Here is a 13,421-nt window from a genome sequence, read left to right on the forward strand (position 1 = left end):
TCGACACCATCTTCGCGGCGGCGCCGGGCCTGACCGGAAAGACCATCCACTTCCTCGCCTGGGACGTCAACGCGCTGACGTTGATCTGCCTTCTGCTGTTCATGGGCGCGATGGGCAAGTCGGCCCAGTTCCTGCTACACACTTGGCTGCCCGACGCCATGGAAGGTCCGACGCCGGTGTCGGCGCTGATCCACGCGGCGACCATGGTGACCGCTGGGGTGTTCATGGTGGCGCGGCTGTCGCCGTTGTTCGAACTGGCGCCGGCTGCGCAGGCTTTCGTGATGTTCATCGGCGCGACCACGGCGATCTTCGCGGCGACGGTCGGTCTCGTGCAGAACGACATCAAGCGCATCGTGGCGTATTCGACCTGCTCGCAGCTCGGCTACATGTTCGTCGCGATGGGAGCGGGAGCCTATTCGGTCGGGATGTTCCATCTGTTCACGCACGCCTTCTTCAAGGCGTTGCTGTTCTTGGGCTCGGGATCGGTGATTTACGCCATGCATCACGAGCAGGACATCCGCAACATGGGTGGCCTGAAGGATCGCATTCCCTACACCTATTTCGTGATGGTGATCGGCACGCTGGCGCTGACGGGTTTCCCGTTGACCGCCGGCTATTTTTCGAAGGACGCGATCATCGAATCCGCTTACGCGTCTCACAATCCTTTCGCCTACTACGGATTCATGATGACCGTGATCGCAGCCGGCCTGACCTCCTTCTATTCATGGCGGCTGATCTTCAAGACATTCCACGGCGAGCCGCACGACAAGGCCCACCATCAGGCCGCGCATGAAAGCCCGATCTGGATGCTGATTCCGATCGGCATCCTCGCGGCGGGCTCGATTCTTGCGGGCTACCCGTTCAAGGAGCTGTTCACGGGCCATGGGATCGAAGAGTTCTTCCGGGATTCGTTGAAGATGCATCCGCACATCATCGAGGAGATGCACCATATCCCGGAGACGGTCGCCTACCTGCCCACCGTGATGATGATCCTCGGGTTTGCGGTGGCATGGCTGTTCTATATCCGCCGGCCTCATATTCCGGTTCAACTCGCCCGCGAACATCAGATGCTCTACCAGTTTCTGCTCAACAAGTGGTACTTCGACGAACTGTATGAGGTGATCTTCGTGCGTCCGGCAAAATGGCTGGGCCGCTTCCTGTGGAAGAAGGGCGATGGCTACCTCATCGACGGCTTTGGTCCCGATGGCGTTTCGTCCGGCGTGCTCGATGTCACGCGAAACGTGGTCAGGCTGCAGAGCGGCTATCTCTATCACTATGCGTTCGCAATGCTGATCGGCGTCGCCGGCCTGATCACCTGGTTCATGTTCGGCGCGGGAGGTCAGTGAAATGACGACCTGGCCGATCCTCTCTGTTGTCACGTTTCTTCCGACACTGGGCGCGCTGCTGATTTACGTGATGGCGCGGGGCGGCGATGAAGCCGCCAACCGGACGGCGCGCTGGATCGCGCTGTGGACGACTGTTGTTACATTTGCGGTGTCGCTGATTCTGGTCACTCGCTTTGATCCCGCCAATACCGACTTCCAGTTTGTCGAGGAGTCGACCTGGTTGGCGGCCGGCATTCGTTATCACATGGGTGTCGATGGCATTTCGCTGCCCTTCGTCATTCTGACGACGGCTCTGATGCCGCTCTGCATCATCGCGAGCTGGAAATCGATCACCAGCCGCGTGCCGGCCTACATGATGGCGTTTCTGATCCTGGAAACGCTGATGGTCGGCACGTTCTCGGCGCTCGACCTGCTGCTGTTCTATGTCTTCTTTGAAGGCGGCCTGATCCCGATGTTTCTCATCATCGGAATCTGGGGCGGTCCGCGCCGCGTCTATGCCACCTTCAAGTTCTTCCTCTACACGCTGCTTGGCTCGGTGCTGATGCTGCTGGCCATCATGGCGCTGTACTGGAATGCCGGTACGACTGACATTCCGACGCTGATGCACGCTTCTGTTCCCTACAATCTGCAGAAGTGGGCGTGGCTCGCTTTCTTCGCCTCGTTCGCGGTCAAGATGCCGATGTGGCCCGTGCACACCTGGCTTCCCGATGCGCATGTCGAAGCGCCAACGGCAGGTTCGGTCATTCTCGCCGCGATCCTGCTGAAGATGGGCGGCTACGGCTTCCTGCGTTTCTCGCTGCCGATGTTCCCGCTTGCGTCGCATGATTTTGCGCCGCTGGTTTTTGCGCTCTCGGCCATCGCGATCGTCTACACCTCGCTGGTCGCGCTGATGCAGGAGGACATGAAGAAGCTGATTGCCTATTCGTCGGTCGCCCACATGGGCTTCGTGACCATGGGAATCTTTGCCGGCACCATGCAGGGGATTCATGGTGGCGTATTTCAGATGGTGTCGCACGGCATCGTGTCGGGCGCGCTGTTCCTCTGCGTCGGAGTCGTTTACGACCGCATGCATACGCGGGAGATCGCGGCCTATGGCGGGCTCGTCAACCGGATGCCGCTTTACGCGCTGGCGTTTCTCGTCTTCACGATGGCCAATGTGGGGCTGCCCGGAACGTCCGGATTCGTGGGTGAATTCCTGTCGCTGATCGGCACCTTCAAGGTCAGCATCCCCACAGCGGTGGCGGCAACGCTCGGCGTGATCCTGTCGGCGGCCTACGCCTTGTGGCTGTACCGGAAGATCGTGTTCGGGGCGCTGGTCAAGCCGACGCTTGCGACCATCAAGGATCTCACCTTGCGGGAAGGGCTGACGCTGGCGCCGCTGGTGGCGCTGACGATCCTGTTCGGCGTTTACCCGAAGCCGGTGCTCGATCTGTCGGCAGCCTCCGTACAAAATCTTGTCAATAACTACGCAAGCGCGACCGCCGCCATCAAGGCGGCGGCGTTGCCATGATGACGGCAGGTCAGGGACGCCAGCTATGATGTTTGAGGCCGCCGGATATCAACTACTTCCCGTATTGCCGGAAATCGTGCTGGCGATCGGTGCGATGGCGTCGCTGATGATCGGGGCCTGGTGCGGCCCGCGCGCCGCCGCTTTTATTACGGTCCTGGCGATATGCCTACTCGGTGCGACCGGTGTGATCGAGTATCTGCTGCCGAAGGGCAGGCTGGTCACATTCGGGGGCGGATTCATCGTCGACGAGTTCGCGCGGTTTCTCAAGATCGCTGCGCTGGCCGGTTCGGCTGCGACGCTGGTTCTGTCTCGCGAGTTTATCGAGGACGACTCCCGGCGGATGTTCGAGTTCGCGATTCTGGTGATGCTGTCGACGGTTGGCATGATGGTGCTGATTTCGGCGGCCGACCTGATCATGCTGTATCTCGGTCTCGAATTGATGAGCCTCGCGCTTTACGTGGTGGCGGCGAGCAATCGTGACAATGTCAAGTCAACCGAAGCGGGCCTGAAGTATTTCGTTCTCGGCGCATTGGCGTCCGGGATGCTGCTGTACGGCGCATCGCTGATTTACGGCTTTACGGGAACCGTCAGCTTTGCGGGCATTGCAGCGGCTGCGAAGACCGGCAGCATCGGCATTGTCTTCGGCCTCGTCTTCCTGTTGGCGGGCTTGTGCTTCAAGGTGTCGGTGGTGCCTTTCCATATGTGGACGCCCGACGTTTACGAAGGCGCGCCGACGCCGGTCACGGCGTTCTTCGCCTCGGCGCCGAAGATTGCGGCGATGGCGGTGTTCACCCGCGTGGTGCTCACCGCGTTTTCCGGCATCGCCTCGGAGTGGCAGCAGATCGTGGTTTTCGTGGCGATCGCATCCATGGCGCTTGGTTCATTCGGCGCGATCGGGCAACGTAACATCAAGCGCATGATGGCTTATTCGTCGATCGGCCATATGGGTTTCGCGCTGGTCGGTCTCGCTGCCGGCACCGTCGAGGGCGCGCAGGGAGTCCTGCTCTATCTGGTCATCTACGCCGTGATGACGTTCGGGGCGTTCACCGTCATTCTCGCCATGAGCCGCAACGGCCAGCCCCTGGAGCAGATCAGCGATTTCGCAGGGCTGTCGCGCACCAATCCGCTGATGGCGTTCTTCTTTGCCATGCTGTTGTTTTCGCTGGCCGGAATTCCGCCGCTGGCGGGCTTCTTCGCCAAGTTCTACGTCTTCACCGCCGCGATCAAGGCGGGACTGTTCGCGCTTTCGGTGATCGGCGTCATCACCAGCGTCGTCGGTGCGTTCTACTATCTTAATGTCATCAAGGTGATGTATTTCGACGAACGCGCCGAAGCGACGGACGCGGTACATATCGAATTGCGGTCGGTCGTGGCAGCGACCGCGCTCTTCAACATGCTGTTCTTCGCCTATCCGGCGCCGCTGGTCAGCGCCGCCACGGCGGCTGCGAAGTCATTATTCTGAATGGCATCGGCTTAAATGACATTCTCGCTGGGTCCACGAGCCACATCGTCAGGGTACCGGCTCGCGGCCTTCGACACCATCGGCTCGACCAACACCGAAGCGTTGACGCGTGCGCGCGCGGGCGAAACCGGCCCGATCTGGCTGGTGACGAAGGCGCAGACAGCGGGGCGAGGGCGCAGGCAGCGCGCCTGGCTCGCACCTCCGGGCAATCTGGCCGCCAGCATTCTTGAAGTCATAGACGTCTCGCCCGGTGCGGCAGCGACCCTGAGCTTTGCCGCGGGGCTCGCACTTGAAGCCGCGCTGCAGAAGGTGAGTCTTGAGGCGCGCATCAGATTTCCCGGTTCGGACAATGTGACGTTTCAGTTGAAGTGGCCAAACGACGTGCTCGCGGGGGGCAGGAAACTTGCGGGAATCCTGCTGGAGGCCGAGACCGTCACCCACGGCCGTCTGGCCGTTGTGGTTGGCATCGGCGTCAATGTCGCCGCTGCACCCGACGGAATGCCGAATCCTGCGGTCTCGCTGCGCGACCTCGGCATCGACATCAGCGCCGAGGATGTGTTTCACGCGCTGAGCGACGCCTGGGTGGAGTTCCGCGGCGTCTGGGACGAAGGACGTGGCTTTCGCAGCCTCAGGCGTCTATGGCTCGATCGGGCGGCCGGGATCGGCCAGACTGTTTCGGTTCAGTCCGGCGCGTCCACGATATCCGGTCGCTTTGATACCCTCGACGACGACGGCTGCCTGATCGTTGCGACTTCTGATGGCAGGCGCGTGGCTGTTTCCGCCGGCGATGTGTATTTCGGCGCGGCGGCATCGATCGGGGCCACATGATAGCGCGGCCCGATGAACTGATGTTTGCTCCGCTCGGTGGCGTGGGCGAGATCGGCATGAACCTGTCGATCTACGGGCTCGGCAACCGCCATCAGCGAAGCTGGCTCGCGGTCGATCTCGGTGTGTCCTTCGGTGACGAGGAGCATCTGCCGGGCATCGATCTCATCATGCCGGACATCCGGTTTCTCGAAAAAGAGCGAAAGAACCTCGTTGGTCTCGTGCTGACTCATGCCCACGAGGATCATTTCGGCGCGATCATCGATTTGTGGCCGCGACTGAAATGCCCGATCTACGCCACGAAGTTCAGCGCGGCGTTGTTCGAGGCCAAATGCGCGGCGGAACGCAATCCGCCGGAGATTCCGGTGACCGTGGTGCCTTCCGGCGGCCGCGTCGATATCGGTCCCTTTGGCGTTGAATTCGTTCCCGTGGCGCATTCGATTCCGGAATCTCATGCGCTTGCGATTCATACGGCTGCGGGAATCGTCTTGCATACCGGCGACTGGAAGCTCGATCCGACCCCGCTTGTCGGTCTGCCGACCGACGAGCGGCGGCTCCGCGAACTCGGCGACGAGGGCGTGCTGGCGCTGGTCGGCGATTCCACCAATGCGGTGCGCGAGGGGCGCTCGCCGTCTGAAACCGAAGTCGCCGGTACGATCGCAAAGCTGGTGAAGGCAGCCAAAGGCCGCGTCGCGGTGACGACGTTCGCATCCAATGTCGGGCGGCTCCGTGCGGTGGCCGACGCCGCGCGCGGGGCGGGCCGGGAGGTCGTGGTGGTCGGTCGCGCCATGGAACGCGTGGTGCAGGTCGCGCGCGAGACCGGACATCTGGACGGGATGCAGGAATTCCGCAGCGTCGATGTGTATGGCCATCTTCCGCCGGACAAGGTGCTGGCGGTGTGCACGGGCAGCCAGGGCGAGCAGAGAGCGGCCCTTGCGCGCATCGCCAGGGACGATCATCCGCAGGTGACGCTGAACCGCGGCGACACCGTGATCTTTTCCTCGCGCACCATTCCCGGCAATGAGAAGGCTGTCGGCGCGATCATCAATGGTCTCGTCACCCAGGGTATCGAGGTCATTACCGACCGCACCGAACTGGTTCATGTCTCCGGCCATCCGCGCCGCGACGAACTGAGAGACCTGATCGCGTGGGTTCGTCCGCAGGTGCTGATCCCCGTGCATGGCGAGGCCTTGCACCTTTCCGAACATGCGCGGTTGGCGCGCGCCGCGGGCGTCCCGAAAGTCCTGATTTGCAAAAACGGCGACCTTGTCCGGCTTGGACCGGGAGAAGTTGGCATCATCGATGAATTGCCATCGGGACGGTTCTACAAGGATGGCTCCATTCTGGAGGATTCAAAATCGCGCGCGGTCGTCGAGCGTCGGCGCATGGCGTTTGCCGGCTGCGTATTCGTGGCGCTCATTGTTACCGACAAGGGCGAATTGATTGACGATCCCGAGATCGATCTCGTCGGCATTCCGGAAAAAAATCCCGCGGGCGAACTGCTCGACGACATCGTATTCGATACGGTGGTTTCGACGTTGAAGTCGTTGCCGCGAACGCAGCGGCGCGATCCCGATGCCATGGCCGAGTCCTTGCGCCGCGCCGTGCGGGCAACGATTGCGGAAGAGTGGGGTAAGAAGCCGCTCTGCTACGTTCACGTTCTGGTGAGTTAGTCTCGTGAGTTTGATACGCCCCTTGACGACGAGCGTCGGACGTCGGACGTGAATGGTCCATCCTGCCTGCGCAGGCGTCGCCGAGTTGAAATCCAATCATCGAACATTGCAGGACGAGATGCTGGGCCGGCTCAATCATGTAGCGATCGCGGTCAAGGATGCTGAAAAGGCGGCCAAGATCTATGGCGCGGCCTTCGGCGCGGAGATTTCCGCCGCGGTGCCGCTGCCGGAACATGGAGTGATCACCGTGTTTGCGGTGCTGCCAAACACCAAGATCGAATTCATCCAGCCGCTCGGCGATGCTTCTCCGATTGCGAAATTTGTTGAACGCAACACCGATGGCGGTATTCACCATATATGCTATGAGGTACCCGATATCGTCGCGACTCGTGATCTTCTGATATCGGAAGGCGCACGCGTTGTCGGCGACGGCGAGCCGAAGATCGGTGCGCACGGCAAGCCGGTGCTTTTCTTCCATCCGAAAGATTTTTCTGGCGCGCTTGTCGAGATCGAGCAGTCCTGATGGCTTCTGCAATCTTCTCCGGTTTTGCTGTCTACTTCGTGTTCTGGTGGATCACGCTGTTTTTGATGCTGCCGCTTGGTGTCCGGAGCCAGCATGAAGACGGCGACCACGCTCCGGGTACCGATCCCGGGGCCCCGGTAATGGCGCTGATGCGCCGCAAAATAATCTGGACCACGATCGTTTCCCTGATCCTCTACGGAATTGCGACGTGGGCATATTATGCGGGTCTGCTCAATGTGACGCGGCTTTCGCATTTGATGGGCTTCCCGGATTAGCTTGCTCCCAATCCCCGCTCGACACCCTCGTCGGGTCATGGTAACGCTCGGCTCGAAAGGCTGGGGGTCCATGCGACGGCGGCTGGGGAAATTTCTTCCAATCGTCATGATTGCGATGCTGGTGCAGATTTTTGCACCGGTTGCGGCCTGCCTGGCGTTCAACAATGCAGCGGCGGATCCGCTGGCGGGGGCGATCTGCTCGCACGTCGCCGATGCGAGTTCTTCGCAAGAGGGGCAGACTGACCCGCAGCAAGGTCAAGCCAACTGCTGCACGTTATGCGGCGCGGTTCATTCCGCGACCCCGACACCTGACCCGCAAGGCTCGGTCGTTACGGTTGAGCGCGAGGTTAAAGCGGTCATCTGGCGCGAAACGAGCTTCGTGCCGCCGCCGTCCGCGGCGGCCTCCAACGCGCAGGCCCGCGGCCCTCCCGGCATTTCCTGATTTAGTAAATTTTGAATGATTGCTGCGATGACATCGCAGCGATCCGATCTGTTCGAACGCTCCGGCGATTGTCCGGCATCAGGAATATATCATGCTTAACCACCTCGCCCCCGGCGGAGGTAGCGCGCTTTGCGGCGCGCTCGCGACGATAGTCGCGATCGTATCGCCCGCCGCCGCTCTGGCGCAGTCCAGCTCCGACACCACCACCTTGCCAACCGTAACGGTCACGGCGCCCCATGCCAGCCGGTCCCAGCCGAAGCGCGCAACGCGCAGCGCGACCCGGTCAAATCAGGCCCCGCGCCGTGTCGCTGCGCGCCCCGCTCCGTCGCAGGTCGCCGTTCCGGCAACCGTCCCCGCATCCTTGACGGTCGCAACCGCGCAACAGGCGCTGCGGGAAATCCAGCAGACGCCCGGCGGCGTCGCGCTGGTGACGGCCGACGCCTACAAGAACTCGACGGTCGCCAGCACCATCAAGGACATTCTGGACTATGTGCCCGGCGTCTTCGTCCAGCCGAAATGGGGCGACGACACCCGGCTGTCGATCCGCGGTTCGAGCCTGTCGCGCAACTTCCATCTGCGTGGCGTCCAGCTCTATATGGACGGAATCCCGATCAACACCGCCGACGGCTACGGTGATTTTCAGGAGATCGACCCGACCGCCTACAAATACGTCGAAGTGTTCAAGGGCGGCAATGCGCTGCGCTTCGGCGCCAATTCGCTCGGCGGCGCCATCAATTTCGTCACCCCGTCCGGCCGCGATCCGTTCGTCAACGGCGCCAGCGTCGACGCCGGCGCGTTCGGCTTCTGGCGGCTGCAAGCCAATGCCGGCGGCACCAACGGCCCGTGGGATGGTTTCCTCACCGCATCGACCCAGGCGAGCGACGGCTTCCGCGATCACAGCTTCGGCCACTCGACGCGCGTAAGCGGCAATGTCGGTTATCAGTTCTCGCCGGATTTCGAGACGCGGTTCTATCTCAACGCCAATGACGTGCGGCAACGCATTCCCGGCACCGTCAGCAAGGATTCGGCGTTGACATCGCCCCAGACCGCCGCGGCCGGCAACGTCGCGCTCGACCAGCAGCGCAATATCGATACCGTGCGGATCGCCAACAAGACCACCATGCGGTTCGACGATACGATCGTCGAGTTCGGTGGGTTCGGGGTTGACCGGCACCTGATGCACCCGATCTTTCAATGGCTGGATTATCACTATCAGGACTATGGCGGCTTTGCGCGCGTGACTGATGACCGCTTGATCGGCGGCTTTCGTAACCGCGTGGTGGCGGGCGTCAATCTGCTCAACGGCCGTATCGACAACCAACAGTTCGCCAACCTCGCGGGCCAGAAAGGCGCGCTGCTGTCGTCGTCGATCGATCGCTCGCAGAACACCTCGGTTTACGTCGAGGATTCGTTCTATTTCCTGCCGAACGTCGCCGCGGTTGCCGGCACACAATTCCTCTACGCCACGCGCGACCGGCAGGATCGCCTCCTGAACGACGGCGATCAATCAGGCCGAACCGAGTTCAACCTGTGGAGCCCGAAGGGAGGGCTACTCTGGCAGATCGATCCGACCTGGCAGGCCTTTGCCAACATCTCGCGCAGCGCCGAGGTGCCGAGCTTTGGCGAGAGTTCGAACGGCCCCGGCATTCCGACGATTCCGTTCACCAGCATTCGCGCGCAAACCGCGACGACTTATGAGATCGGCACGCGCGACAGACGCCCGAATGCCACCTGGGAGTTGACCTACTACCGTGCGCAGATCCGGAATGAACTGCTCTGCCTTTACAGCGCGTTCGGCAACTGCAACGTCACCAACGCCGACCGCACCATGCATCAGGGCATCGAGGCCGGCGCGGGCGCTGCGATCTTCCGCAATCTGTTCGTGCGCGGCGACAGGCCCGACAAGCTCTGGCTCAACGTCGCCTACACCTTCAACGACTTCCGTTTCGACAACGATGCAGTGTTCGGTAACAATCTGCTGCCGGGCGCGCCGCGCCATTTTGTTCGCGCCGAGTTGCTCTACAAGCATCCGAGCGGATTCTACATCGGCCCGAACCTCGAATGGGTGCCGCAGGGCTACTATGTTGACAGCGCCAATACGCTGAGCACCAATGCTTACGCGATTTATGGGCTGAAGGCCGGCTTTGACGACGGCGAGCGCTATTCCGGTTACGTCGAAGCCCGCAACCTCGCCAATACGTCCTACATCGCCTCCAGTTCGATCATCGACCGCGCCAACGCCAATTCACCATTGTTTGAACCCGGCACCGGGCGAGCGGTCTATGCTGGGTTCAAGGTGAGGTGGTGAGCAATGCCAGTCACTGCGCGCGCTTGCTGTCATGATTTCACCCGGCGCTTGCAGCCGAGCATGCCTGCTGTGGCAGAACCAAAATCAGAATGGAGAATGTGATGACATCATCGTTGATGCTGCGCGGCATGGTCGGCGCGATCGCCGCGCTTGCGCTGGCCGCGCCGGTCCATGCCGAGTCCGTGAAGGCCGGCGACCTGGTCATTTCGCAGCCGTGGACCCGTGCCACGGCTGGCGGCGCCAAGGTCGGCGGTGGGTATCTCACCATCGAGAACAACGGCACGACCGCCGACAAGCTTGTCGGCGGCTCGACGGATGCCGCCGCAAAGCTGGAGGTTCATCAGATGAGCGTCAGCAATGGCGTGATGAAAATGCATCCGGTCGAAGGTGGCCTTACGATCGAGCCCGGCAAGACCGTCAAGCTGGCGCCGGGCGGCTATCACCTGATGCTGGTCGATCTCAAGCACCCGTTCAAACAGGGCGGTAAAGTGCCGGTGACGCTTGAATTCGAGAAAGCGGGCAAGGTCGATGTCACGCTCGATGTGCAAGGCATCGGCGCGAAGGCACCGAGCACGCAGGCCGGTGGAGCGATGACGGACCATCAGCATGACGGACATATGAAGTGATGCGTGCGGTACGATTGTGGACAGGGTCGGTCATTGCGGCGGCTGCCGCCGTGGCCACGTGCAACGCGGCGCTGGCGCACGTTACGGTCCAGCCGGCGGACGCGCCCGCTGACAGCTATTCGCATCTCGTCTTCACCGTGCCGCATGGCTGTAACGGTAGTGCGACGACGGCGCTGCGGATCAAACTGCCGGACGGAATCCTGTCGGCGAAGCCGCAGATGAAGCCGGGCTGGAAGGTCGAGATCAAGAGCAGAAAGCTCGATGCGCCGGTGCAGGGGCCGCACGGCAAATCCGTCACCGATGTTGTCGACGAGGTGGCGTGGCACGGCGGTCCGTTGCCGGATAACCTCTACGACACGTTTGGCTTGATCGTGCGGCTTCCGGACAAGGCTGGACAGAGTCTCTATTTTCCCGCCGTGCAGGAGTGCGAGCAGGGCGTCGAGCGCTGGATTGAAATCCCGTCTTCTGGGCATGACGCCGACAAGCTGCGTGCGCCTGCGCCGGCGGTTCGCCTGAAGGCCAGCCACTGAGGATTGCCTCCGTGAGACGTCTGGCGGCGGTATTGTGCTTGCTGCTGGCGGCATTGATGCTGCCTTCGGCGGCCTTCGCCCACGCCAGCCTGATCGCCAGCAGTCCCGCGGACGGTGCGCTGCTGGCGCGCGCGCCCGCGACGCTGACGCTGACCTTCAACGAGCCGGTCGAACCGCTGACGATCCGGATCGTCGATCAGGGCGGCGCGAGCGAGAGCCTCGCTGAGATTCGTCGCGACGGCGCGCAACTCGTCCTCACGCCGCCGGTTCTGGGTGATGGCGCGCATGTCATCAGTTGGCGGGTGGCTTCGGCGGACGGTCATCCGGTGGGCGGCTCCGTAACGTTCTGGGTTGGCCGGCGCGACGTGGATGCGCCGCAGGCGGTGCGCTCGAATGATGCGCTGCTGCGCGGCGCGATCTGGCTGGCGCGGCTGGCGATCTACGTCGGTCTGTTCGTCGGCGCCGGCGGCGCGTTCTTCGTGGCCTGGATGCGCGCGCCGTTCGCGCCGGCAATGCGCGTGATCGGAAGCAGCGTCGAGTTGATCGCGCTGGCCGCACTGGCACTTTCGATCGGACTACAGGGACTGGACGCCCTTGGCCTGCCGCTGTCGTCGTTACCTGACGCGGAGGTCTGGGCGGTCGGCGCTCGCGGCTCGTTCGGGTTGTCGGCTGCGATCGCGTCCGCGGCCTTGCTTCTGGCCCTGCTATCGCATCGTGTCGGCGGGATTGGCGGAAAGGCGATGTCTCTCGGCGCTCTGGCCGGCGTTGGCCTCGCGCTGGCGGCAACCGGCCACGCCGCTAACGCCTCGCCGCGATGGCTCACCGCGCCCGCGGTGTTCGTTCACGGCGCTGCCCTGGCGTTCTGGGTTGGGTCCTTGGTCCCGCTCGCATTGGCGATGCGCGAACCCCGCCAGACCGCCGTCGACGTCCTGATGCGGTTTTCACGCGTCATCCCGTTCGCCGTTGCCGCGCTGCTGGCGAGCGGCCTGTTGCTCGCTGTCGTGCAGCTTGAGCGGGTGGATGCGCTGTGGACCACGAATTATGGCCGCGTCCTCGCGGTCAAGCTGGTGCTGGTGGCATTGCTGCTGGCGATCGCGCTCTGGAATCGCCTGTACCTGACGCCGCGGATCGGGCAGGGCAGTCCCGCCTCTCGCCACAACATGCGGCGAACGATCGCCGCCGAACTGGTGCTGGTGGCCGCTATCCTCGGCGTCGTCGGTCTCTGGCGCTTCACCCCGCCGCCTCGGGCGCTGATGGTCGCAGCCCAACCCTTCTTCACGCACATTCATACCGGACGAATGATGGCGGATGTGACGCTGTCGCCGGGCCGCGCCGGGCCTGTCAGCATCGCAATCCAGTTGCGGACGCCGGACGAGGAACCGCTGTCCGCCAAGGGCGTGTCCGTCACGCTGTCCAGCCCCGACAACGGCATCGAGCCATCGATCACGGAAGCGCGATCGCTGGGCGATGGACAGTGGCAGGCGTCGATGGCCGTCCCCATTGCCGGACACTGGACCCTCGCGCTCGATGTTCTGATCTCTGATTTCGACCAGGTCCATGCCGAGGCGGAAATTCAGATCAAATAAAACCAGGTCTCTGGCAGCTCCGGGAGTGTCTCGCGATCCGGACACATAAATTGTCCGGGCCGAGCGGAATTCCGCCGCTTTCGCGCGGCTTGTCCTCCCGCAGGCCCTTGTATTTTGTCAGCCGATCCGGTTTCACTGCGAGCGTTCCCATCCCGAAGCGATTCCCAGGCCTGCCCATGCGTTTGTCGCGGTTCTTTTTGCCGATCCTGAAGGAAACCCCAAAGGAAGCCGAGATCGTCTCGCACCGGCTGATGCTGCGGGCGGGCATGATACGCCAGGAGGCGGCCGGCATTTATGCCTGGCTGCCGCTGGGTC

Annotated in this window: 12 protein-coding genes and 1 pseudogene; all 13 read left to right on the forward strand. The window is 62.5% G+C overall.

Annotation, left to right across the window (positions count from 1 at the left end; genetic code table 11):
• Positions 1-1,346, forward strand: a 1,346-nt coding sequence (gene nuoL / locus BGO16_RS04065; protein ID WP_292617319.1) for an NADH-quinone oxidoreductase subunit L, incomplete at its 5' end; no start/stop codon positions are given.
• Between the two features lies 1 nt (position 1,347).
• On the forward strand, positions 1,348-2,856 hold the full coding sequence (locus BGO16_RS04070) for an NADH-quinone oxidoreductase subunit M (protein ID WP_292617320.1): 1,509 nt from the start codon (positions 1,348-1,350) through the stop codon (positions 2,854-2,856).
• A 25-nt stretch (positions 2,857-2,881) separates the two neighbouring features.
• Positions 2,882-4,318, forward strand: coding sequence for an NADH-quinone oxidoreductase subunit NuoN (gene nuoN / locus BGO16_RS04075; RefSeq protein WP_292617321.1), 1,437 nt, complete (start codon positions 2,882-2,884; stop codon positions 4,316-4,318).
• Between the two features lie 15 nt (positions 4,319-4,333).
• Positions 4,334-5,146, forward strand: a complete 813-nt coding sequence (locus BGO16_RS04080; RefSeq protein WP_292617322.1) for a biotin--[acetyl-CoA-carboxylase] ligase — start codon at positions 4,334-4,336, stop codon at positions 5,144-5,146.
• Positions 5,146-6,816 (forward strand): ribonuclease J, encoded by a 1,671-nt coding sequence (locus BGO16_RS04085; RefSeq protein WP_292617329.1) that lies wholly within the window; start codon positions 5,146-5,148, stop codon positions 6,814-6,816. The genes BGO16_RS04080 and BGO16_RS04085 overlap by 1 nt, the downstream gene beginning before the upstream one ends.
• Positions 6,817-6,934: 118 nt before the next feature.
• Positions 6,935-7,339, forward strand: a complete 405-nt coding sequence (mce, locus tag BGO16_RS04090) for a methylmalonyl-CoA epimerase (protein ID WP_292617330.1) — start codon at positions 6,935-6,937, stop codon at positions 7,337-7,339.
• Positions 7,339-7,614: a DUF1467 family protein gene (locus BGO16_RS04095; protein WP_292617323.1), complete on the forward strand. Its 276-nt coding sequence runs from the start codon at positions 7,339-7,341 to the stop codon at positions 7,612-7,614. The genes mce and BGO16_RS04095 overlap by 1 nt, the downstream gene beginning before the upstream one ends.
• 70 nt (positions 7,615-7,684) lie before the next feature.
• The gene (locus BGO16_RS04100) at positions 7,685-8,056 is read left to right on the forward strand and encodes a DUF2946 domain-containing protein (protein ID WP_292617324.1); all 372 of its coding nucleotides are present in this window, start codon (positions 7,685-7,687) and stop codon (positions 8,054-8,056) included.
• Positions 8,057-8,147: 91 nt separating this feature from the next.
• On the forward strand, positions 8,148-10,364 hold the full coding sequence (locus BGO16_RS04105; protein ID WP_292617325.1) for a TonB-dependent receptor: 2,217 nt from the start codon (positions 8,148-8,150) through the stop codon (positions 10,362-10,364).
• Positions 10,365-10,465: 101 nt separating this feature from the next.
• Entirely contained in the window at positions 10,466-10,990 is a 525-nt protein-coding gene (locus BGO16_RS04110) for a copper chaperone PCu(A)C (protein ID WP_292617326.1), read from the forward strand.
• Positions 10,990-11,520 (forward strand): YcnI family protein, encoded by a 531-nt coding sequence (locus BGO16_RS04115; RefSeq protein WP_292617327.1) that lies wholly within the window; start codon positions 10,990-10,992, stop codon positions 11,518-11,520. The genes BGO16_RS04110 and BGO16_RS04115 overlap by 1 nt, the downstream gene beginning before the upstream one ends.
• 11 nt (positions 11,521-11,531) lie before the next feature.
• Entirely contained in the window at positions 11,532-13,106 is a 1,575-nt protein-coding gene (locus BGO16_RS04120) for a CopD family protein (protein WP_292617328.1), read from the forward strand.
• A gap of 176 nt (positions 13,107-13,282) precedes the next feature.
• Positions 13,283-13,421: pseudogene (locus BGO16_RS04125) on the forward strand (proline--tRNA ligase); the annotation flags it as partial.

Origin of the sequence: Nitrobacter sp. 62-23, assembly GCF_001897285.1 — a bacterium.
Taxonomy (GTDB): Bacteria; Pseudomonadota; Alphaproteobacteria; order Rhizobiales; family Xanthobacteraceae; genus Nitrobacter.

Coding starts and splice junctions, on each gene's coding strand:
- BGO16_RS04070 (WP_292617320.1), top strand. CDS start 1,348: ATGACGACCTGGCCGATCCTCTCTGTTGTCACGTTTCTTCCGACACTG.
- nuoN (WP_292617321.1), top strand. CDS start 2,882: ATGATGTTTGAGGCCGCCGGATATCAACTACTTCCCGTATTGCCGGAA.
- BGO16_RS04080 (WP_292617322.1), top strand. CDS start 4,334: ATGACATTCTCGCTGGGTCCACGAGCCACATCGTCAGGGTACCGGCTC.
- mce (WP_292617330.1), top strand. CDS start 6,935: ATGCTGGGCCGGCTCAATCATGTAGCGATCGCGGTCAAGGATGCTGAA.
- BGO16_RS04095 (WP_292617323.1), top strand. CDS start 7,339: ATGGCTTCTGCAATCTTCTCCGGTTTTGCTGTCTACTTCGTGTTCTGG.
- BGO16_RS04100 (WP_292617324.1), top strand. CDS start 7,685: ATGCGACGGCGGCTGGGGAAATTTCTTCCAATCGTCATGATTGCGATG.
- BGO16_RS04105 (WP_292617325.1), top strand. CDS start 8,148: ATGCTTAACCACCTCGCCCCCGGCGGAGGTAGCGCGCTTTGCGGCGCG.
- BGO16_RS04110 (WP_292617326.1), top strand. CDS start 10,466: ATGACATCATCGTTGATGCTGCGCGGCATGGTCGGCGCGATCGCCGCG.
- BGO16_RS04115 (WP_292617327.1), top strand. CDS start 10,990: ATGCGTGCGGTACGATTGTGGACAGGGTCGGTCATTGCGGCGGCTGCC.